This is a genomic window from Streptomyces sp. NPDC007084 (assembly GCF_040703595.1).
In the GTDB taxonomy this organism is placed as follows: domain Bacteria; phylum Actinomycetota; class Actinomycetes; order Streptomycetales; family Streptomycetaceae; genus Streptomyces.
On sequence record NZ_JBEYFY010000049.1, the window covers coordinates 12847 to 34421 of the forward strand.

Consider the following 21575-nt stretch of genomic DNA (forward strand, 5'->3'; position numbering starts at 1 on the left):
CATGAAGCCTGGGAATCCCGTGGAAGCAAGGACCGCGACGCTGGCCGAGATCGCCCGCGAGGCCGGCGTCTCGGCGCCGACTGTTTCGAAGGTGCTCAACGGCCGCGCCGATGTCGCCCCGGCGACCCGCACCCGGGTCGAGGAGCTGCTGCGGGGCCACGGCTACCGGCGGCGCGGCGGGGAGGCGGCCCGGTCGCCCCTCATCGACCTGGTCTTCCACGAGCTGGAGAGCGCCTGGGCGATGGAGGTCATCCGGGGGGTGGAGAACGTCGCCCGCGAGGAGGGGCTGAGCGTGGTGCTCTCCGAGAGCGCGGGCCGGCTGACCCCCGGCCGCACCTGGGCCGACCAGGTCGCGGCGCGCCGCCCGCACGGGGTGATCCTCGTGCTGTCCGGGCTGGACGAGTCCGGGCGGGCGCTGCTGACCAGCAGATCCGTCCCGTTCGTGGTGATGGACCCGGCAGGCGACCCGGGGGACGACGTGCCGTCCATCGGCGCCACCAACTGGCAGGGCGGACTCGCCGCCACACGCCATCTGATCGAGCTGGGCCACACCCGGATCGGCGCGATCACCGGGCCCTCGCGGATGATGTGCAGCCGCGCCCGGGTGGACGGCTACCGGGCCGCGCTGGAGACCGCCGGGCTGCCGGCCGACCCCGAACTGATCCGCCCCGGCACCTTCCACCACGAGAGCGGCTACCGGGCCGGGCTCGAACTCCTGCGGATGCCCGACCGGCCCACGGCCGTCTTCGCCGGCAACGACCTCCAGGCGCTCGGCCTGTACGAGGCGGCCCGCGAGCTGGGGCTGCGCGTACCCGAGGACCTGAGCGTCGTCGGCTTCGACGATCTGCCGGTGGCGCGCTGGGTGGGGCCGCCGCTGACGACCGTACGGCAGCCGCTGACGGAGATGGCCGAGGCGGCGGCCAAGCTGGTCCTCGAACTGGGCCGCCAGGAACGCCCGGCCGCCGGGACCCGGATGGAACTGGCGACGAGTCTGGTGGTCAGGAGCAGTACGGGGGCGCCGCCTTCGGTGTGAGCGGGGGTTCCGTCCAGGGGGGGCAGGTGCCTTCGGGGTGGGGGCGCCGTGGTCGCGGTAGTCGCCGGGGTCGCGACCGATCGGCCGAGTTTCCGAAACGTTCGGGGGGCGGGTGAGCCTGCTGAGGTGTTGGTGACAGCAGGTGTGCCCGTAGTGCTTCAGCTGTGCCCGTAGTGCTTGTAGTGCCCGGGGTCTCCGCCCCGCGGGCCGGGCTCCGGGGCCCGGTGTGGCGCCGGCCGGGTGTGGCGCCGGCCCGGTGTGGCGCCGGCCGGGTGTGGCGCCGGCCGGGTGTGGCGCCGCCCGAACAGCCCAGTGCCGTGCGCCCCTTCGGGGGGCCGGCCGCCGGTGCCGCGTACAACCTAAGCGCCGGGCGGTGAGTCTCGTGCGGTGAGCCGGTGACCGTGACGGGAGGTCCTTCTGATGAATTCTTCGCGTCCGCGCACGCGCTGGGCGGGGCCGCTCGCCGTGGGCCTGCTGGCGCTGGCCGCGCCCACCGGGACGGACCCCGCGGGCGCGATCACCGTCCCCGTCACGCCCGCCTTCGTCCCGGTCCCCGCCGCCTCTCCGGTCCGCGAGGACTTCGACGGCGACGGCTACGAGGACCTGGCGGTCGCCGACCCCCGGGCCACGGTCGACGGGCGGCACGGCGCCGGTCGCGTCACGGTGTTCTACGGCGGCCCGGACGGCAGGTCCTCGGGCGCCTCCCCCCGACGGGCCGTCATCAGCCGGGCCACCGGAGGCGTTCCGGGCGGGCCGGTCGCGGGGGACGGCTTCGGGACCCGGCTGTCCCAAGGCGACCTGGACGCCGACGGCTACGCGGACCTGGTCGTCGGAACGGCCGGCGGGAGCGACGCGGTGATCGTCTGGGGCGGCCCGCACGGGCTGTCCGGCGCCGCCTCCGTGCCGGCCGCCACCGGGGAGACGGGTGACTTCGACGGCGACGGGCTGCTGGACCTGGCCCTCTTCCGCCCCGCCCCGGGCTCCGACCACGGCACGTCCGCCGCCACCACGGCGGCCGTCTGGACCGGCCCGGTGCGCCGTACGGGCGTCCCCGCCCGGGCCGCCCCGCTCGACCCCGGCGGACTCGCGGACGTCGACGTCGCCGGGAGCGCCGCCGGGGACGTGGACGGCGACGGCCGCGACGACCTGGTCCTCTCGGTGCGCCACGGGACGGGCGACTTCCACGCGTACGTCTACCGGTCGACCGCCGCCGGGCCGGTGCGCGCCGCCGGACACCGGGGCGGGCCCGGAGTCGCGGTCCGGGACCTCGACGGAGACGGTTACGCGGACATCGTGGTCGGCACCGATCCCGATCCCGGTACGGGTACGGGTACGGGTACCGGCGCCGGTCCCGGCGGGCGGATCGACGTCGCGTACGGCTCGGGCGCGGGCGTCGGCGAGGGCACCCCTTGGAAGACGGTGCCGGCGGAGCCGCCGACACCGAGGCCGGCCGCACCGAGGTCCCCGGCATCGAAGACGCCGGCATCGAAGGCGCCGGCATCCGGCCCCCCGGCCCTGGTCCTCGACACCGACGGCGACGGCTGTGCGGACCTGGCCGTCTTCGCGCCGGGGGAGCGGGCGGGTGACCGTACGTTCCGGGCCGTCTCCGGCTGCGCGGACGGCACCCGTGGAAAAGACTTCCAGGACGGTGTCGAAACCGGCGTCCCCCGATCGACGCACAGGTGAGAGGCGGGGACGGACCCCGTCCCCGAGAGCCACCGAGAAACGAGGAGTCATCATGCCCCGCTACCTGTCGCTGATCCAGATCGACGAGAGCACCGCGCCCGCCGAGGGCCCCAGCCCCGAGCTGATGCGGCGCATGGGCGAGCTGATCGACGAGATGACCAAGGCCGGCGTCATGCTGGAGACCGACGGCCTCACGCCCTCCGCGCAGGGCAAGCGCGTCCTGTGGTCGGGCGGCGAACTGACCGTCACCGACGGGCCCTTCACCGAGTCCAAGGAGGTCGTCGGCGGTTACGCGATCCTGCAGTGCAGGGACCTGGACGAGGCGCTGGAGTGGACCAAGCGGTTCCTGAAGACACACGAGGAGCACTGGACGGTGACCTGCGAGGTCCGCGAGATCGCCGGCGCCTGAGCGGCCCGCTTGGTCCCGGGGCGCCGGGGGTGTCTGATGGTGAGCTGTGGAACAACAGCCCATCGAGGACGGCGGCGCCCGGGCCCGGGTCGCTTCGGGCCGGTCTGCCGGGGACGGCGGTGACCGGGACCGGGTGGCCGGGGACGGCGGTGACCGTGACCGGGTGGCCTCGGACTCGCCCGCCGGGGACAGCGGCGCCCAGGACCGGATCACCTCGGACTCGCCCGCCGGGGACAGCGGCGCCCAGGACCGGATCACCTCGGACTCGCCCGCCGGGGACAGCGCCACCCAAGACCGGATCACTGCGGCCCCGCCCGCCCAGGACACCGGCGTCCACGCCACGGGAGCCCGGAACGGCGGTCCCGGGGGCCGGCGTGGTGGCGTCGGGGCGACGGTCGAGACCATCTTCCGTATCGAGTCGCCCCGCATCATCGCGGGCGTCGCCCGGATCGTCCGTGACGTCGGCATCGCCGAGGAACTCGCGCAGGACGCCCTGGTCGCCGCGCTGGAGCAGTGGCCGCGCGACGGTGTGCCGGACAACCCCGGCGCCTGGCTGACGGCCACCGCCAAGCACCGCGCGATCGACCTCGTACGCCGCAGGGAGCGCTACGCCCGCAAGCTGGAGGAGGTAGGGCGGGACCTCTCGCTGTCGGCGCCGCACCATGTCGACGAACCCGCCGACCCGGACGACATCGACGACGACCTGCTCCGGCTGATCTTCACCGCGTGTCACCCGGTGCTGTCCGCCGAGGCCCGGATCGCGCTCACCCTGCGGCTGGTGGGCGGTCTGACCACCCCCGAGATCGCCCGCGCCTACCTGGTCCCCGAGCCGACGGTCGCCCAGCGCATCGTGCGCGCCAAACGGACGCTCGCCGCCAAGGCGGTCGCCTTCGAGGTGCCGTACGGCCCGGAGCGCGAGGCCCGGCTCGGCTCGGTGCTGGAGGTCGTCTACCTGATCTTCAACGAGGGGTACGCGGCCACGGCGGGCGACGCCCTGCTGCGGCCGGCGCTGTGCGAGGACGCGCTGCGGCTGGCCCGCGTGCTCGCCGGGCTGATGCCGAAGGAGCCCGAGGTGCACGCGCTCGCGGCCCTGCTGGAACTCCAGGAGTCCCGTGCCGCCGCGCGGACCGGCCCGTCCGGTGAACCGGTCCTCCTCAAGGACCAGGACCGGCGCCGCTGGAACCGGCTGCTGATCCGCCGGGGCTTCACCGCGCTGGACCGCTCGAACACCGTGGCCACCGGCGGCCCCGGCCCGTACGCCCTCCAGGCCGCCATCGCCGCCTGCCACGCGCGGGCCGGCACCTACGAGGACACCGACTGGGCGCGGATCGCCGCCCTGTACGGGCTGCTGGCCGCCCGCGTCCGCTCGCCCGTGGTCGAGCTGAACCGCGCGGTGGCCGTCTCGATGGCCGAGGGACCCGGGCCCGCGCTGGAGCTGGTCGACGCCCTCACCGGCGAGCCCGCGCTGCGCGACTACCACCTGCTGCCCAGCGTGCGCGGCGACCTGCTGGCCCGGCTCGGCCGCACGGCGGAGGCACGGGCCGAGTTCGAACGAGCGGCCGCGCTGGCCCGCAACGACCGCGAACGCGCGCTGCTCACCGAACGGGCACGGGAGTTGGCCGACCCCTGAGGCCGGGCAGCCGCGCAGCCGGGCAGCCGGGTGGGCGAGCGGCCTGTTGGGCGGGCGGCGGCTCGGTGATCAGGCCGTGGGCGGCCCGGCGGGTGCGCCGACCAGCATGGTGGGGGCGCCCGCCACGCGGGTGAGGAACACCGTCGCGGAGCGGGGACCCCGCGGCTTGACCTTGCGCCGCAGCTCCTCCGGCTCGACGGCCGACCCGCGCTTCTTCACGGTCAGCACCCCGACCTCCCGCTCCCGCAGCAGCGCCTTCAACTTCTTGACGTTGAACGGGAGTTGATCGGTGATCTCGTAGGCGGAGGCGTACGGCGTGGGGCGCAGCTCGTCGGCGGTGACGTAGGCGATCGTCTCGTCGACCAGTCCGCCGGCCAGGTCCTCGGCCACCTCGGCGACCAGGTGCGCGCGGATCACGGCGCCGTCCGGCTCGTACAGGTAGCGCCCGACCGGCCGCACCGCCGGGTCGGGCAGCCCCCGGGCGCGCAGTTCGCGGGGGCCCGGCAGCAGGGTGGCGCGCACCAGGCCCGGTTCGGTGCCGAACCACAGCACCGCCTCCTTGACGTCCCCGCCGTCCGAGACCCACTCGGCCTCCGCCTCGGCGGGGATGGCCTCGTGCGGGATGCCGGGGGCGATCTTCAGCGCGGCGACCGGAGCCTTCGTGGCCGCGCCGACCGCCCAGGACAGCGGCGGCGAGTAGGCCTCCGGGTCGAAGACGCGGCCCCGGCCGCCCCGCCGCCCGGGGTCCACGAAGACCGCGTCGTACCCGGCGGTGTCCACCTCGGTGACATCGCTCTCGCGCACCTCGATCAGCCCGGCCAGCCCCAGCGCGTCGGCGTTCGCCCGGGCGGCGGCCACCGTCAGCGGGTCGCGGTCCACGGCGAGGACGCGGATGCCCGCCCGGGCCAGCGCGATCGCGTCGCCGCCGATCCCGCAGCACAGGTCGGCGACGGACCGGACGCCCAGCGCGCGCAGCCGCTCCGCGCGGTGCGCCGCCACGCTCGTACGGGTGGACTGCTCCACCCCGTTCGGGGTGAAGAACATCCGCCCCGCGTCCTCGGCCCCGAACTTCGCCACGGCCCGCTGCCGCAGCCGCGCCTGTCCGAGCGCGGCCGACACCAGTCCGGCGGGGTGCTCGCGGCGCAGCCGGGTGGCGACGGCCAGTTCCCGCGCCGGTTCGGTGCCGTGGACCTCGGCGAGCAGGGCGCGGCCCTCGGGGGTGAGCAGGGCGGCGAAGGAGACGTCGTTCACCCGGCCATTGTGGGCCAGTCGGTGGACGGTGTGCCCCGGGCGGCGGTTCGGGGCCGTGTCCGGGGGGTGAGCTGCGAAGATCCGGGCCCATGCGACCCGTACGACAAAACGATAAGAACGGCGCGAATCGGGTGGTTGTGCGCTGCGGGATCGGCGCGCTGGCCCTCGCCGCCCTGGTCTCCGGCTGCGCCTCCGGCCCCTCAGGCACCGGCTCCTCCGGCACCGGCTCCTCGGGCACCGGCTCCGGCGGCAGCCGTCCGGCCGCCGGTCAGCCGGCCGCGGGGCTCCAGGCGCCGCCCGCCCGCGCCCTCGACGCGTACGCGAGCCGGCTCCGCAAGGCGCAGGCCGCCCGCGCCGCCGTCGCCAAGCGCTGGGGCCTCGCCGCCCCGCCCCTCATGCCCCCGGCGCCGCCCGCGAAGAAGCCGGTCGTCGAGGCCCGCAAGGGGTTCGAGGTCGACGGCCAGAAGGAACTGGGGCTGCCGCCGGTCTTCACGACCGTCCCCACCAAGGACAAGGTCGTCTTCCTCACCATCGACGACGGCGAGGAGAAGGACCCCAGGTTCCTGCGCATGATGAGCGACCTGAAGATCCCGTACACCGTCTTCCTCAGCGACTACCTGATCAAGGACGACTACGGCTACTTCCGCAAGATGCGCGACAACGGCATCACCCTGAACAACCACACGCTGCACCACCCCTACCTGCCCGGCCTCTCCTACGCGCGGCAGAAGCAGGAGATCTGCGGCATGCAGGAGGTGATGAAGAAGCAGTTCGGCAAGCGCCCGACGCTCTTCCGGCCGCCGTACGGCAACTACAACCAGGACACCCTGCGCGCCGCCAAGTCCTGTGGCGTCAAGTACGCGCCCATCTGGGACGAGGAGGTCTTCGTCGACCACTGGGAGTACCGCGAGGAGGACCAGGACCTGCACCCCGGTGACATCGTCCTCACCCACTTCCGCGGCCCCAAGGAGTGGAAGGGCACCATGCCCGACCTGGTCCGCCGCTTCCTCCAGCGGGTCACCGCCGAGGGCTACGCGGTCGCGCGCCTGGAGGACTACCTGTGAGGCTGCGGGTGACGGTCGCCGGACTGCTCGCGGCGCTGCTGCTGACCGGCTGCGCGCAGTCCGTGGACCCGATCGAGCGGCTGGGCAAGAAGGCGGCACAGCGGGTGCGCCCGCAGGAGACGGCGTACCGCCGCTGGGGCCTGGCCGCCCCGCTCGCCCCGGCGCCGCACGCGCCCGCCCGGCCCGCTGCCCGCACCGGGGGCCCGGGCCTGCCGCCCGTCGTGGACCACGTCCGCACCCGCGACAAGGTCGTCTTCCTGACGTACGACGACGGAGCCGAACGCGATCCCCGGTTCGTCGACATGGTCCGTGAACTGCGGCTGCCCGTCAGCATGTTCCTCACGGACACGGTCGTCGGGCCGGGTTACGCGCACTTCGCCCGGCTGCGCGCGGTCGGCGCGAGCGTCCAGAACCACACCCTCGACCGCGCCTCGCTGCGCGGCCTGCCCTACGCCGGCCAGCGCGCCGAGATCTGCGGCCAGCAGGAGAAGCTCCGGCAGCGCTTCGGCGTCCGGCCCCGGCTGCTGCGACCGCCCTACGGCCGCTACGACGCGACCACCCTGCGGGCCGCCGCCCACTGCGGGGTCAGCGCCGTCGTCCTCGGCCGGACCCCCGACGCCACGCAGCCGCTCCGGCCGGGCGACATCCTCGCCGGCTTCGACGAGCCCGACCTCACCGACGCCACGCTCCGGCTGCTCCGCCGCGTCCAGGCCGAGGGCTTCACCCCCGCCCGGCTGGAGAACTACCTGTAGCTCCCGGCGGACCGAGGAGCCGGCGAACCCTGTCGGAGAGGCCCGCCCGGTCGCCCTCCCGGGCTCGGAGAGGCCCGCCGGGTCGCCCTCCCGGGCTCGGAGAGGCCCGCCCGGTCGCCCTCTCGGGCCCTTCGCGCCACGCCACGACCGCCGGCTTTGGCACTCCGCTTGACCGAGTGCTAATCACAGTCATAGTCTCAGGCCTGGCACTCCCCACTGGAGAGTGCCAACAGCGACGGGCAGATCCGGCACCCGCGACGACGGATCGACCTGGTCGCCACCTCAGACAGTTAACCCCGTGAGATCTCCGAAGGGGGAGGTCGGATCGTGACGACCGCCAGCTCCAAGGTTGCCATCAAGCCGCTCGAGGACCGCATTGTGGTCCAGCCGCTCGACGCCGAGCAGACCACGGCCTCTGGCCTGGTCATCCCGGACACCGCGAAGGAGAAGCCCCAGGAGGGCGTCGTCCTTGCCGTGGGCCCGGGCCGCTTCGAGGACGGTAACCGTCTTCCGCTCGACGTCACCGTCGGCGACGTCGTGCTCTACAGCAAGTACGGCGGTACCGAGGTGAAGTACAACGGCGAGGAGTACCTCGTCCTCTCGGCTCGCGACGTGCTCGCGATCATCGAGAAGTAATTCACCGGGCGAGGGCGTGCGGGGGCTTCCCCCGGACCACCCGACACCCAGCATTGCAGTGAACTGCGCCCCTGGCCCCCGCTATTTCTGATGAACCGGGCGCTGGGGGCGCCGTTCGTTTCTCCCAAGTTTTCCGAGAGGGCTGAACCGCTCCCATGGCGAAGATCCTGAAGTTCGACGAGGACGCCCGTCGCGCCCTTGAGCGCGGCGTCAACAAGCTTGCCGACACGGTGAAGGTGACGATCGGCCCCAAGGGCCGCAACGTCGTCATCGACAAGAAGTTCGGCGCTCCCACCATCACCAACGACGGCGTGACCATCGCCCGCGAGGTCGAGGTCGAGGACCCGTACGAGAACCTCGGCGCGCAGCTCGTGAAGGAGGTGGCGACCAAGACCAACGACATCGCGGGTGACGGTACGACCACCGCCACCGTGCTCGCCCAGGCGCTCGTGCGCGAGGGCCTCAAGAACGTCGCCGCGGGTGCCTCCCCGGCGCTGCTGAAGAAGGGCATCGACGCGGCCGTCAAGGCGGTCTCCGACGAGCTGCTCGCCACCGCGCGCCCGATCGACGAGAAGTCGGACATCGCGGCCGTCGCCGGTCTGTCCGCCCAGGACCCGCAGGTCGGCGAGCTGATCGCCGAGGCGATGGACAAGGTCGGCAAGGACGGTGTCATCACCGTCGAGGAGTCCAACACCTTCGGTCTGGAGCTGGACTTCACCGAGGGCATGGCCTTCGACAAGGGCTACCTCTCGCCCTACATGGTCTCCGACCAGGAGCGTATGGAGGCCGTCCTCGACGACCCGTACATCCTCATCCACCAGGGCAAGATCAGCTCCATCCAGGACCTGCTGCCGCTGTTGGAGAAGGTCATCCAGGCCAACGCCTCCAAGCCGCTGCTGATCATCGCCGAGGACGTCGAGGGCGAGGCCCTGTCGACCCTGGTCGTGAACAAGATCCGCGGCACGTTCAACGCCGTCGCCGTGAAGGCCCCCGGCTTCGGTGACCGCCGCAAGGCCATGCTCGGCGACATCGCCACCCTCACCGGTGGTCAGGTCATCGCCGAGGAGGTCGGCCTCAAGCTCGACCAGGTCGGCCTGGACGTGCTCGGCACCGCCCGCCGCGTGACCGTCACCAAGGACGACACCACCATCGTCGATGGTGGCGGCAGCTCCGACGAGGTCGCCGGCCGCGTCAACCAGATCAAGGCCGAGATCGAGAACACCGACTCCGACTGGGACCGCGAGAAGCTCCAGGAGCGCCTCGCGAAGCTGGCCGGCGGCGTGTGCGTGATCAAGGTCGGCGCCGCCACCGAGGTGGAGCTGAAGGAGAAGAAGCACCGTCTGGAGGACGCCATCTCCGCGACCCGCGCCGCGGTCGAGGAGGGCATCGTCTCCGGTGGTGGCTCCGCGCTCGTCCACGCCGTGAAGGTCCTGGAGGGCAACCTCGGCAAGACCGGCGACGAGGCCACCGGTGTCGCGGTCGTCCGCAAGGCCGCCGTCGAGCCGCTGCGCTGGATCGCCGAGAACGCCGGCCTGGAGGGCTACGTCATCACCTCCAAGGTCGCCGAGCTGGACAAGGGCCAGGGCTTCAACGCCGCCACCGGCGAGTACGGCGACCTGGTCAAGGCCGGCGTCATCGACCCGGTCAAGGTCACCCGCTCCGCCCTGGAGAACGCCGCCTCCATCGCCTCCCTGCTCCTCACGACCGAGACCCTCGTCGTCGAGAAGCCGGCCGAGGAAGAGGCCGACGCCGGCCACGGCCACAGCCACGGCCACTCCCACTGACGCACGCCGTCAGAACGGGTGAGCAGTAAGCCGTAAGCAGTGATGAACTGGGCCCCGCCGTCACGACGGCGGGGCCCAGTCGTCTTCCATGACGGCCGGCACCGGGGCCGCCCCACCTGACGTGCCGCGGCCCGGCCGTCGTGGGCACGCGGGATCGCCGGAACCGTGCGGACGAGGGCCGGACCGGCGGAAGCCGATGGAGCCGCCGGCCGCCATCAGGCCATCAGGAGGAAGCGGCGCGGTTGCCTCGCCCGGCGCCGAGGAGCGGTCGCGGACCGAGCAGGAACTCGCTCACGCCGCACCCCGTGGCGTGAGCGCCCCGTCCGCCATCGTGTAACGGGTGTCGGCCCGGGCGGCCACCCGCTGATCGTGCGTCACCAGGATGACGGCGGTGCCCTGCGAGCGGGCCAGCCCGAGGAACTCCGCCAGTACGGCGGAGGCGTTGGCGGTGTCCAGGGAGCCCGTCGGCTCGTCCGCGAACACGACCGCGGGCCGGTGGACCAGGGCGCGTGCCACCGCCGCGCGCTGACTCTGCCCGCCGGAGACCTGCGACGGCCGGCGCTCACGCAGCTCGCCGAGGCCGAGCCGCTCCAGCACTTCGCCCGCTCTGGCGAGGGCGGGCCGTTTGCGCTGTCCGCTCAGGCGCAGCGGCAGAGCGGTGTTCTCCTCGATGGTCAGCTCCGGCAGCAGTTCGCCGTACTGGAAGACGAACCCGAAACGGGTCCGGCGCAGGGTGCTGATCTCGTCGTCGGAGAGGTCACCGATCGACCGCCCCTTGAAGCGCACCTGGCCGCGCGCGGCCGGCAAAACCCCGGCGAGGCAGTAGAGCAGCGAGGACTTCCCGGAGCCGCTCTGCCCCGTGATGGCCACGACCTCCCCCGGCGCGACCGAAAGATGGGCGTCGCGTACGGCGGGCCGGTCGCCGTAGGAGAGGTCGACTCCGACGGCGGAGATGATGTCTGACGTGCTGATGGCTTCCCCCAAAGAAGCGTGCGGGCCCAGGGGGTCCCCCTGAGCCCGCGGTCCTGCCGAAGCGCCGTCCACCACTGGTAGTGCTTCGTCGACGAGCGGTCGTCAGGGAGGAGCGAATCCGCGCGGATGAAGTTCGCGCGTGCCCGACCTTTTCCGGCCCTCTCGCGTAACGAAGCCCGACTCACGTCCTCAACCCCCTTACCGGGGACCGTACTTGCGTCCCGTCTTCGACGTGATGCCGCCCAGCAGCGCGCGCGGGGTCACCTTCACCACGCCCATCAGCACCTTGTAGCGGGCGTCCGGGATCGACAGGGTCCGGCCGCGTGCCAGGTCGGCCAGGGCCGCCGTGACCAGCTTGTCCGCGTCGAGCCACATCCAGTTCGGGATGTTGTCGGTGCCCATCCCGGCCCGCTCGTGGAACTCGGTCCGCACGAAACCGGGGGCCAGCGCCATCAGCCGTACGCCGCTGCCCGCGAGGTCCCGCGCCGCGCCCTGGGTGAACTGCACGACCCACGCCTTCGACGCCCCGTACGTCCCCCGCGGCACGAACGCGGCCACCGACGCGACGTTCACGATGCCGCCCCGGCCGCGCTCCCGCATGGCCCCGGCCGCCGCCGAGGTCAGCCGCAGCACCGCCTCGCAGTGCACCTTGAGCATCGTCAGCTCGTCGGCCATCGACACGTCGAGGTACTGGCCCTTGTTGCCGAAGCCCGCGTTGTTGACCAGCAGGTCGACCGGGCTCCTGCGGTCCGAGAGGCGGGCGGCGACCGCCTCGATGCCCTGGTCCGTCGCCAGGTCGGCGGTCAGCACCTCCGCCTCGATGCCGTGCCGGTCGTGCAGTTCGGTGGCCTGCTCACGCAGCCGCTGCGTGTCCCGCGCCACCAGCACCAGGTTGTGCCCGTCCGCCGCCAGCCGCCGCGCGAAGGCGGCACCGATCCCCGCGGTCGATCCCGTAATCAGAGCCGTTGTCATGGCGCAAGGTTAGTGATCCGCCCGGCCGCCCCGCGCCCGGTGCCGCCCGACGCCCGCCCCCGCTCCCCGGCTCCCCCCGCGCCCCGGGCCAGGCGGCCCGGGACCCGCCTCATCCGCCGTACCGGGCCACGTACTTCTCCGCGGTCGCCCGCGCCTCCGGATGCAGCGCGTCCCCGGCCGCCAGCAGGCCCGGCAGCAGGTCGCGCTGGATGGTGACCGCGCGGAACTGGACCGCGACGGTCACCTCGTGGGCGGGCCGGTGCACGATCTCGACGCGGTCCCCGGCGCTGATCTCCCCGGGCACCACGACCCGCAGATACGCCCCCGGGGCACCCCGCAGGGTGAACCGCTTGACCCAGCCCTTCTCGCCCAAGTGCTCCTGGAAGGTGCGGCACGGGATCCGCCCGCTGGTCACCTCGAGGACCACCTCGGAGCCGATCCGCCAGCGCTCACCGATCCGCGCCCCGGACACGTCGAGCCCCCGCGTCGTGAGGTTCTCGCCGAACGCGCCGTTCGGCAGCGGGCGCCCCAGCTCGCGCTCCCAGTCGTCCAGGTCCTCCCGCGCGACCGTGTACACCGCCTGGTGGTCGCCGCCGTGATGGCGCAGGTCGCACACCGTGTCCCCGGCCACCCCGCTCCCGGCGACGCCCTTCGGGCCGGGGGCCGACACCCGCAGCGGCCCCTGGACCGGCCGCTTGTCGATGCCGGTCACCCCCTCCGGATGGTCCGTGTAGTCGACGGACCGTGCCCGGCCCACGTTCAGCGACAGAAGCTTCATGGGGCCACGCTAAGTGATCCAATCCAAAGCGTCGACGCGGTATTCGGCGCTCTGTCCAAGCCTGGCTTATGCTCAAGAAGTGATCGAGGCCCGTCATCTCCGCGTCCTGCGCGCCGTCGCCACCACCGGTTCCTTCTCGGCGGCCGGCCGCGAGCTGGGCTGCACCCAGCCCGCCGTCAGCCAGCAGATGAAAGCGCTGGAGGCGTCGGTCGGCACCCCGCTGCTCATCCGGACGGGCCGCGAGATGCGCCTCACCCAGGCGGGTGAGGCCCTGGTCCGGCACGCGGCGACCATCCTGGCCGGACTCACCGCCGCCGAGGAGGAGGTCGCCGCCATCGCGGGGCTGCGGGCGGGCCGCGTCCGGCTCGTCTCCTTCCCCAGCGGCAGTTCCACCCTGGTCCCCACCGCCCTCGCCGCCCTGCGCGCCGCCCACCCCGGCACCCGCGTCTTCCTGGAGGAGGCCGAGCCGCCCGAGTCCGTCGAGAAGCTCCGGGCGGGCGACTGCGACATCGCGCTCGCCTTCCGCTACGAGGGTGCGCCGGGCGGGGAGGAGTGGGACGACCTCGTCGTACGGCCGCTGCTGACGGACCGTCTGGTCGGGCTGGTCCCCGAGCGGCACCGGCTCGCCCGCGCGGGGTCCGTCTCCATCGGGGAGTTCGCCGACGAGTCGTGGATCGCGGGATGTCCGCGCTGCCGGGGCCGGCTCGTCGAGGTGTGCCGGGGCGCCGGTTTCGAACCCCGTATCGACTTCGCCACGGACGACTATCCGGCCGTGGTCGGACTGGTGGGCGCGGGACTGGGAGTCGCCGTTCTGCCCGAACTCGCGATCGAGTCCGTTCGCCCCAAGGGTGCACGCACGGTGACGGTGGAGCCCGCGGTGCGGCGCGAGATCGTGGCCCTCACGCTTCCCGACCTCGCCGAGGTGCCCGCGGTGGCCGCGACCCTGGACCGACTGGCCCGGGCGGCTGCCCGCTAGCCACTGCCCGCTAGCCACTGCGCACGGGCCACAGCCCCCGGGTCGCTCCCCGGGCAGACGCCGGACACCGGTTCACTGCCCGCCGGTCACCCGTCACCCGTCACCCGCACCACGCGCGGGTGCCGAGACGTTCGCCCGTCAGTCGGACGGACCTGCGCCCGTCATCGCGACATGTGCCCGCCACCGAGACCTGCGCCCGTTATGCAGAAACGTTCCTTCAAGTGTTCGAAGCGGGGCCGCCGCCGCCCGTGGCCGACGCCGTGACCAGTCGGTTGCGGGCCCGCCCCATCAGCTCTTCGCGCTCGTCCTCGGTCAGTCCGCCCCACACGCCGTACGGTTCGCGCACCGCGAGCGCGTGTGCCGCGCACTCCGCGCGCACCGGGCATCTCATGCAGACCTCTTTGGCCGAGTTCTCACGAGCGCTCCGTGCCGCACCACGCTCGCCCTCCGGGTGGAAGAAGAGCGAGCTGTCGACCCCACGGCAGGCCGCGAGGAGCTGCCAGTCCCAGAGGTCCGCGTTCGGACCGGGAAGGCGGGAGAAATCTGCCATTGCGTGTCCCCTTGTTGCCGTTCTGGGCTGCTCTGTGCCCACCGACCGTACATCTACGATCTAAGGAGATGAAAATATGACTCATTGCGAATCTAGCCGCAGACACCAGCAAAGGGGAAGAAAACAGGCTAAATGGGGCATAGGTTGTGATGAAACGTTGAGGGTCGGCGCGCATGTCGGCACCGTGTCCACACCCTCACGTACAGTGCCGATGACGACCGGCTGCCCCGTAACTCTTTCGGGTGACCATCGTTGAGATGGGCGGAGGCGGTTGAAGGAACAAGCGCTCGGGCAGGCGGACCTATCCGTCGGCGAGTGTCGACCGCACAGGTGACGATTCGTACCAGCCTGGAGGCTCAAGGTGACGCGCATTTGCTGCGGAGGGCGGCCATGACATCCGTCCTCGTCTGCGACGACTCCCCGCTTGCCCGAGAGGCGCTCCGCCGCGCGGTCGCGACCGTGCCCGGTGTCGAGCGCGTGACCACGGCGGCCAACGGCGAGGAAGTCCTCCGCCGCTGGGGTGCCGACCGCTCGGACCTGATTCTGATGGACGTACGCATGCCCGGACTGGGCGGCGTCGAGACCGTCCGCCGGCTGCTGTCCGCCGACCCCGGTGCGCGCATCATCATGCTCACCGTCGCCGAGGACCTGGACGGCGTGGCGCTCGCCGTCGCCGCCGGTGCCCGCGGCTATCTGCACAAGGACGCCTCCCGGGCGGAGCTGCGCGCCACCGTGACCCAGGCGCTCGCCGACCCGACCTGGCGGCTCGCCCCGCGCAGACTGCGCTCGGCCGAGATGGGCGCGGCGCCCACGCTCACCGCGCGTGAGATCCAGGTGCTCGAAGGCATGAGCCACGGCCGCTCGAACGCGGAGATCGGCCGGGAGCTGTTCCTCTCCGAGGACACGGTCAAGACGCACGCCCGCCGGCTGTTCAAGAAGCTCGGCGCCTCGGACCGCGCGCACGCGGTCGCCCTCGGATTCCGCTGGGGTCTGGTCCGCTAAGCGAGCGGACTCGGGGGTATGACGGTAGGAGTCCCTACCCGCTGGACGGCGGGTGGGGCCGGGCCCCCGAAGAGAGTGTCTTCGGCGTCCGATCCCCGTTTCCCGGCGGATGCCGCATCCTTGAGGTGTGGAGTTCCTCGGGGACAAGTCGGACGAGCGGAAGGGGAGGGCGCAGGAGATGAGTTCCGGCGCACCTGCTCATAACGCTTCGGTGCACAACTACGGACGCGGTGCCGCGGGCGACCCGGCGCCAGGGCACCATGGACCGATGCGCGAAGACGAGACGACGGGGATCGGTGCGCTCGTCCATCGCGCGGTCGACGGCGACGAGCAGGCGACCCACGATCTGCTCGCCCACGTGCACCCGCTCGCCCTTCGCTACTGCCGCACCCGGCTGTCCCGGCTGCCGGGCGGCGCGCGGCACTTCGTGGAGGACCTGGCGCAGGAGGTCTGCGTCGCCGTCCTGCTCGCCCTGCCCCGTTACAAGGACACCGGGCGCCCCTTCGAGGCGTTCGTCTTCGCCATCGCTGCGCACAAGGTCGCCGACCTCCAGCGCGCCGCGATGCGCCACCCGGGGTCCACGGCCGTTCCCTCCGACGAGATGCCGGAGCGGCCCGACGACTCCCTCGGCCCCGAGGAGCGCGCGCTGCTCAGCAGTGACGCCGAATGGGCCAAGAAACTCCTCGCCAACCTCCCGGAGAACCAGCGCGAGCTGCTTCTGCTGCGGATCGCGGTGGGTCTCACGGCCGAGGAGACGGGCCAGATGTTGGGAATGTCACCGGGCGCCGTCCGGGTCGCCCAGCACCGCGCCCTGAGCCGGCTGCGCGCGCTCGCCGAGCAGTAGCCCCAAGGACCCCGCCGGGCACCGGGGTGAACACGGACGGCTGAATTGCCGTACGAACATACGAAGCGGTCGGCTGCCCGGAACCGTGGAATGAGAGAGGCGCGCTTCCCGTTAGCATGGACATCCGCACCGATCAAGGCCATTTGGGGAAGGTGTCATGACTGCCAACGTCGACGGAGTGCCCGCCAAGTTCGCGACACTCGGGCTGACCTACGACGACGTGCTGCTGCTGCCGGGCGCCTCCGCGGTGCTTCCGAACGCGGTCGACACCTCGTCCCGCATCTCACGCAACGTCCGGGTCAACATCCCGCTGCTGTCCGCCGCCATGGACAAGGTGACCGAGTCCCGGATGGCGATCTCCATGGCCCGTCAGGGCGGGGTCGGCGTCCTGCACCGCAACCTGTCCATCGAGGACCAGGCCAACCAGGTCGACCTGGTGAAGCGCTCCGAGTCCGGCATGGTGACCGACCCGATCACCATCCACCCGGACGCCACGCTCGCCGAGGCCGACGCGATCTGCGCCAAGTTCCGTATCTCGGGCGTGCCGGTCACCGACGGCGGCGGCAAGTTGCTGGGCATCGTGACCAACCGGGACATGGCCTTCGAGACCGACCGTTCCCGCCAGGTGCGCGAGGTCATGACGCCGATGCCGCTGGTCACCGGCAAGGTCGGCATCTCCGGCGACGACGCGATGCAGCTCCTGCGCCGCCACAAGATCGAGAAGCTGCCGCTGGTCGACGACGCGGGTGTCCTCAAGGGCCTCATCACCGTCAAGGACTTCGTCAAGGCCGAGCAGTACCCGCACGCCGCGAAGGACGCCGAGGGCCGCCTGATCGTCGGTGCCGCCGTCGGCGCCAGCCCCGAGGCGCTCGACCGGGCCCAGGCCCTCGCCGAGGCCGGCGTGGACTTCCTGGTCGTCGACACCTCCCACGGCCACAACAGCAACGCCCTCACCTGGATGTCGAAGATCAAGTCGAGCGTCGGCGTCGACGTCGTCGGCGGCAACGTGGCCACGCGTGACGGCGCCCAGGCCCTGATCGACGCCGGCGTGGACGGCATCAAGGTCGGTGTGGGCCCCGGCTCCATCTGTACGACCCGGGTGGTCGCCGGCATCGGCGTCCCGCAGGTCACCGCGATCTACGAGGCCTCCCTCGCCGCCCGCGCCGCCGGGGTGCCGCTGATCGGCGACGGCGGCCTCCAGTACTCCGGCGACATCGGCAAGGCGCTGGCCGCCGGCGCCGACACCGTGATGCTGGGCAGCCTGCTCGCGGGCTGCGAGGAGTCGCCGGGCGAGCTGCAGTTCATCAACGGCAAGCAGTTCAAGTCGTACCGCGGCATGGGCTCGCTGGGCGCCATGCAGTCCCGCGGCCAGGGCAGGTCGTACTCGAAGGACCGGTACTTCCAGGCCGAGGTCGCCTCCGACGACAAGCTCGTGCCCGAGGGCATCGAGGGCCAGGTCCCCTACCGGGGCCCGCTCGCCAACGTCCTGCACCAGCTCGTCGGCGGTCTGCGGCAGACCATGGGATACGTGGGCGCCGCCACCATCGAGGAGATGGAGTCCAAGGGCCGGTTCGTCCGGATCACCTCGGCGGGTCTCAAGGAGAGCCACCCGCACGACATCCAGATGACGGTCGAGGCTCCGAACTACAGCCGCATCAAGTAGACACGCGGTATCGGCCGACGGGCGTCACGCGCGCGTGTGCACCCCCGCGAGGGCGGCCCCGGGAGGTTCCGGGGCCGCCCTCGTCGTGGGCGTCGGGGATACTGGGAGGCGCAGAAGCGAAGAGGGAAAGGCCACAACGTGACTGAGATCGAGATCGGGCGCGGCAAGCGCGGCCGTCGGGCGTACGCCTTCGACGACATCGCCGTCGTCCCGAGCCGCCGTACGCGGGACCCGAAGGAGGTCTCGATCACCTGGCAGATCGACGCCTACCGCTTCGACCTGCCCTTCCTGGCGGCCCCGATGGACTCGGTCGTCTCCCCGGCCACCGCGATCCGCATCGGAGAGCTGGGCGGCCTCGGCGTCCTGAACCTGGAAGGCCTCTGGACGCGCTACGAGGACCCGCAGCCGCTGCTGGACGAGATCGCCGGGCTGGACGCGGACACCGCGACCCGCCGCCTCCAGGAGATCTACGCGGCTCCCATCAAGGAGGAGCTGATCGGCCGGCGCATCAAGGAGGTGCGCGACGCCGGGGTCGTCACCGCCGCCGCGCTGTCCCCGCAGCGCACCGCGCAGTTCTCCAAGGCCGTGGTTGACGCGGGTGTGGACATCTTCGTCATCCGCGGTACGACGGTCTCCGCCGAGCACGTCTCCGGTGCCGCCGAGCCGCTGAACCTCAAGCAGTTCATCTACGAGCTGGACGTCCCGGTGATCGTCGGCGGCTGCGCCACGTACACCGCGGCCCTGCACCTGATGCGTACCGGCGCGGCCGGTGTCCTCGTCGGCTTCGGCGGCGGCGCCGCGCACACCACGCGCAACGTGCTGGGCATCCAGGTCCCGATGGCCACCGCGGTCGCCGACGTGGCCGCGGCCCGCCGCGACTACATGGACGAGTCCGGCGGCCGGTACGTGCACGTCATCGCCGACGGCGGTGTCGGCTGGTCCGGCGACCTGCCCAAGGCGATCGCCTGCGGCGCGGACTCGGTGATGATGGGCTCCCCGCTCGCGCGCGCCACCGACGCGCCCGGCCGCGGCCACCACTGGGGCATGGAGGCGGTGAACGAGGAGCTGCCGCGCGGCAAGAAGGTCGACCTCGGCACCGTCGGCACCATCGAGGAGATCCTCACCGGCCCGTCGCACATCCCGGACGGCTCGATGAACATCTTCGGCGCCCTGCGCCGCGCGATGGCCACCACCGGCTACAGCGAGCTGAAGGAGTTCCAGCGCGTCGAGGTCACGGTCGCGGACGCGCAGCACAAGCGGTAGGGCCTGTCGTTTGGATCATGCGGCGGGCCGAGCGGGGCAGCCGACAAGGCGCCGCATCCCGGTGCCACCTGATCCAAACGACACGCTTTAGTCGCGGCGGCCTGGAGGCCTACGTGAGAGGGGCCCGCCCACCGTCCGGTGGCCGGGCCCCTCTCGTGTCCTGCGGCTGCCCCGGTACGGGACGGATCAGTGGCCGGCCTTGCGGGTGCTCTGGAACGCGACGTAGGCGGCGATCGCGAAGAAGAGGAAGGTCAGCGGGTCGGCGTCGGCCTTCCAGCTTTCCTGCACCGCGCTGAGGTGGTCGAAGAAGACCTCGTTGAAGCCGACGCCGAAGTGCTTGGCGATGATCATCGCCTCGCCGATGAGCTGGCCGAGGTAGATCGCGGCGACCGAGACGACGACGCTCGCGACCGGCAGGGTCTGGTTGCGTCCGCCGAGGCGGCCCGCGGCGATGCCGACCAGGAAGCCGACGCCGACCGCGGCGTAGCCGATCTCGTGCTTGGTGGCGCCGATGACGACGCCGTAGAGGATCGCGGAGACGACACCGGCGCCGAGGGCGGCGAGGAGGCCGAGCACCAGGTTGTCGCGCGCCGGCGCGGCCGGGGCGACGGGCGCGACCGGGAAGCCCGGCTGCGGCGCGCCCTGCGGTCCGGTCTGCTGCGGGAAGCCCGGCTGCGCCGCGGGGGCCGCGGCCTGGCCGGCGTAGGGGTTGCCGTCGGCCGGTGCGGTGGGCTCGGCCGCGTACGGGTTGTTCTCGACCGGTGGACCGGGCGGAGGCGTGGTCTGGCTCATGCGGAATCCCCCCCAGGGATACGGGCGCACGGTGCGGTGCGCGAGACGCGTTCGCGCACACGTGCGGGACGCCCGGGACGCGGGCGCACTTGTGTGCGAGAGCTGCCGCACAGTAGCAGGCGGGACGGACAGTCCGGGCGGGGAATTCCCCGGGTCAGAGCCGGTGGGCCGCGCCGGTGGGGGTCGCTCCCCTTGTGTCCAGCAGGAGTTGGGCCTTGACGGACAGTCCTTGCAGGTCGTACGTGCGGTGCTGCTGGAGCAGGATCGTCAGGTCGGCGTCCGCGGCGGCCTCGTAGAGGGAGTCGGCGCGGGGGACCGGGCGGCCGAGGACGCTCCAGGCGGGGACGTGCGGGTCGTGGTAGCTGACGGACGCGCCGAGTTCCATCAGGCGTACGGCGATCTCGTGGGCGGGGGAGCCCTGTTGGTCGGCGACGTCGGCCTTGTAGGTGACGCCGAGGAGGAGGACGCGGGCGGCGCGGGCGGACTTGCCGTGCTCGTTGAGCAGGGTGGCGGCGCGCTGGATGACGTACTGGGGCATGTGGCTGTTGACCTGCTGGGCCAGCTCGACCATCCGCAGGGGGCGGCCGGAGTGCCCGGCGAGGTCCTGGGGGAGGCCGTGGCCGCCGACGCCGGGTCCGGGGCGGAAGGCCTGGAAGCCGAACGGCTTGGTCTCCGCGCAGCGGATGACGTCCCACAGGTCGACGCCGAGGTCGTTGCAGAGCACGGCCATCTCGTTGACGAGGGCGATGTTGACGTGCCGGAAGTTGGTCTCCAGGACCTGCACGGTCTCCGCCTCGCGCGGGCCACGCGCGCGTACCACCTTGTCGGTGAGACGCCCGTAGAAGGCGGCGGCCGACTCGGTGCAGGCGGGCGTGAGGCCGCCGATGACCCTCGGCGTGTTGGCCGGGGTGAAGTCGCGGCTGCCGGGATCGACCCGGCTGGGCGAGTAGGCCAGGTGGAAATCGCGTCCCGCGCGGAGCCCGGAACCCTCTTCCAGGAGCGGGCGCAGGAAGTCCTCCGTGGTGCCGGGCCGCACCGCCGACTCCATGATCACCGTGGTGTGCGGGCGGAGCCGGGCGGCCAGCGTGCGCGCGGCCGTCTCCACCTGGGTGAGGTCGAGGGCGCCGTCCGCGCCCCGGGGGGTCGGCGCGCAGATCACGGCGGTGCGCACGCGGCCCAGCTCGGCCGGGTTCGCGGTCGTCCGGAAGCCCCCCGAGAGCATCCGGCGCAGTTCGGCGGGGGTGAGGGAGCCGCCTTCCGGCCCCGTTTTGTAGCCGACCGTGGAGATGCCGGCGGAGACGGCGGCCTGGGCCAGGGGCAGGCCGAGATGACCGAGTCCGATGACGGCGAGGTCTGCGGGCATGGAGTGGGCCGTCCTTCCCAGTAACCGAAGCGGGACAGGTGCGCAAGCCCTGTGGACAGGATGGGCGAGCGCAATGTCAGACTAGGAGTAAATATGACCGATTTACGGGATTGTCCGGCCGAGATTCCGTGCGCGTCGCCCCCGAGTCGCCGAGT

At 72.5% G+C, this 21575-nt stretch carries 20 protein-coding genes; 13 read left to right on the forward strand and 7 right to left on the reverse strand.

Annotation, left to right across the window (positions count from 1 at the left end):
- Position 1: 1 nt before the first annotated feature.
- The 4 genes from AB0912_RS28170 (at position 2) to AB0912_RS28185 (ending at position 4758) form a co-directional block, all read left to right on the forward strand.
- A complete protein-coding gene (locus AB0912_RS28170; protein WP_366704616.1) occupies positions 2-1033 on the forward strand; it encodes a LacI family DNA-binding transcriptional regulator in 1032 nt (343 codons plus the stop codon).
- A gap of 420 nt (positions 1034-1453) precedes the next feature.
- Entirely contained in the window at positions 1454-2719 is a 1266-nt protein-coding gene (locus AB0912_RS28175; RefSeq protein WP_366704618.1) for a VCBS repeat-containing protein, read from the forward strand.
- A 52-nt stretch (positions 2720-2771) separates the two neighbouring features.
- A complete protein-coding gene (locus AB0912_RS28180; protein WP_366704620.1) occupies positions 2772-3128 on the forward strand; it encodes a YciI family protein in 357 nt (118 codons plus the stop codon).
- 403 nt (positions 3129-3531) lie between these two features.
- Positions 3532-4758 carry an RNA polymerase sigma factor gene (locus AB0912_RS28185; protein ID WP_366704666.1) on the forward strand — a complete coding sequence of 409 codons (1227 nt, stop codon included), beginning with the start codon at positions 3532-3534 and terminating at the stop codon, positions 4756-4758.
- Between the two features lie 69 nt (positions 4759-4827).
- Here the strand turns inward: AB0912_RS28185 and AB0912_RS28190 are convergent, their stop codons facing one another.
- Positions 4828-6009, reverse strand: a complete 1182-nt coding sequence (locus tag AB0912_RS28190) for a methyltransferase domain-containing protein (RefSeq protein ID WP_366704622.1) — start codon at positions 6007-6009, stop codon at positions 4828-4830.
- Positions 6010-6098: 89 nt separating this feature from the next.
- Between AB0912_RS28190 and AB0912_RS28195 the strand changes: the two genes are divergently transcribed.
- The 4 genes from AB0912_RS28195 to groL all read left to right on the forward strand — a co-directional run bounded on the left by AB0912_RS28195 (position 6099) and on the right by groL (position 10245).
- Positions 6099-7073, forward strand: a complete 975-nt coding sequence (locus AB0912_RS28195) for a polysaccharide deacetylase family protein (protein ID WP_366704624.1) — start codon at positions 6099-6101, stop codon at positions 7071-7073.
- A complete protein-coding gene (locus tag AB0912_RS28200; RefSeq protein ID WP_366704626.1) occupies positions 7070-7825 on the forward strand; it encodes a polysaccharide deacetylase family protein in 756 nt (251 codons plus the stop codon). The genes AB0912_RS28195 and AB0912_RS28200 overlap by 4 nt, the downstream gene beginning before the upstream one ends.
- A 327-nt stretch (positions 7826-8152) precedes the next feature.
- The gene (gene groES, locus AB0912_RS28205; protein WP_077796719.1) at positions 8153-8461 is read left to right on the forward strand and encodes a co-chaperone GroES; all 309 of its coding nucleotides are present in this window, start codon (positions 8153-8155) and stop codon (positions 8459-8461) included.
- Positions 8462-8616: 155 nt separating this feature from the next.
- On the forward strand, positions 8617-10245 hold the full coding sequence (gene groL / locus AB0912_RS28210) for a chaperonin GroEL (RefSeq protein WP_366704628.1): 1629 nt from the start codon (positions 8617-8619) through the stop codon (positions 10243-10245).
- Between the two features lie 291 nt (positions 10246-10536).
- Here the strand turns inward: groL and AB0912_RS28215 are convergent, their stop codons facing one another.
- The 3 genes from AB0912_RS28215 to AB0912_RS28225 form a co-directional block, all read right to left on the reverse strand.
- Positions 10537-11229 carry an ABC transporter ATP-binding protein gene (locus AB0912_RS28215; protein WP_366704630.1) on the reverse strand — a complete coding sequence of 231 codons (693 nt, stop codon included), beginning with the start codon at positions 11227-11229 and terminating at the stop codon, positions 10537-10539.
- A 186-nt stretch (positions 11230-11415) separates the two neighbouring features.
- Entirely contained in the window at positions 11416-12189 is a 774-nt protein-coding gene (locus tag AB0912_RS28220; RefSeq protein ID WP_366704632.1) for an SDR family oxidoreductase, read from the reverse strand.
- Positions 12190-12298: 109 nt separating this feature from the next.
- Entirely contained in the window at positions 12299-12967 is a 669-nt protein-coding gene (locus AB0912_RS28225; RefSeq protein ID WP_366704634.1) for an MOSC domain-containing protein, read from the reverse strand.
- Positions 12968-13046: 79 nt separating this feature from the next.
- Between AB0912_RS28225 and AB0912_RS28230 the strand changes: the two genes are divergently transcribed.
- Positions 13047-13943: a LysR family transcriptional regulator gene (locus tag AB0912_RS28230; RefSeq protein WP_366704636.1), complete on the forward strand. Its 897-nt coding sequence runs from the start codon at positions 13047-13049 to the stop codon at positions 13941-13943.
- 217 nt (positions 13944-14160) lie between these two features.
- On the opposite strand, the gene AB0912_RS28235 is transcribed toward AB0912_RS28230, so the two are convergent.
- Positions 14161-14493 (reverse strand): WhiB family transcriptional regulator, encoded by a 333-nt coding sequence (locus tag AB0912_RS28235; protein ID WP_366704638.1) that lies wholly within the window; start codon positions 14491-14493, stop codon positions 14161-14163.
- Positions 14494-14883: 390 nt separating this feature from the next.
- Between AB0912_RS28235 and AB0912_RS28240 the strand changes: the two genes are divergently transcribed.
- From AB0912_RS28240 to AB0912_RS28255, 4 genes are all read left to right on the forward strand, one after another.
- Positions 14884-15495 (forward strand): response regulator transcription factor, encoded by a 612-nt coding sequence (locus AB0912_RS28240; protein WP_003948568.1) that lies wholly within the window; start codon positions 14884-14886, stop codon positions 15493-15495.
- Positions 15496-15763: 268 nt separating this feature from the next.
- Positions 15764-16339, forward strand: coding sequence for a sigma-70 family RNA polymerase sigma factor (locus tag AB0912_RS28245; protein WP_366704640.1), 576 nt, complete (start codon positions 15764-15766; stop codon positions 16337-16339).
- A 157-nt stretch (positions 16340-16496) separates the two neighbouring features.
- Positions 16497-18002, forward strand: a complete 1506-nt coding sequence (guaB, locus tag AB0912_RS28250; RefSeq protein WP_366704642.1) for an IMP dehydrogenase — start codon at positions 16497-16499, stop codon at positions 18000-18002.
- A 138-nt stretch (positions 18003-18140) separates the two neighbouring features.
- Positions 18141-19265 carry a GuaB3 family IMP dehydrogenase-related protein gene (locus AB0912_RS28255; protein ID WP_366704644.1) on the forward strand — a complete coding sequence of 375 codons (1125 nt, stop codon included), beginning with the start codon at positions 18141-18143 and terminating at the stop codon, positions 19263-19265.
- A gap of 186 nt (positions 19266-19451) precedes the next feature.
- On the opposite strand, the gene AB0912_RS28260 is transcribed toward AB0912_RS28255, so the two are convergent.
- Positions 19452-20057 carry a hypothetical protein gene (locus AB0912_RS28260; RefSeq protein ID WP_366704646.1) on the reverse strand — a complete coding sequence of 202 codons (606 nt, stop codon included), beginning with the start codon at positions 20055-20057 and terminating at the stop codon, positions 19452-19454.
- A 154-nt stretch (positions 20058-20211) separates the two neighbouring features.
- On the reverse strand, positions 20212-21420 hold the full coding sequence (locus AB0912_RS28265) for a nucleotide sugar dehydrogenase (protein ID WP_366704648.1): 1209 nt from the start codon (positions 21418-21420) through the stop codon (positions 20212-20214).
- Positions 21421-21575 lie beyond the last annotated feature (155 nt).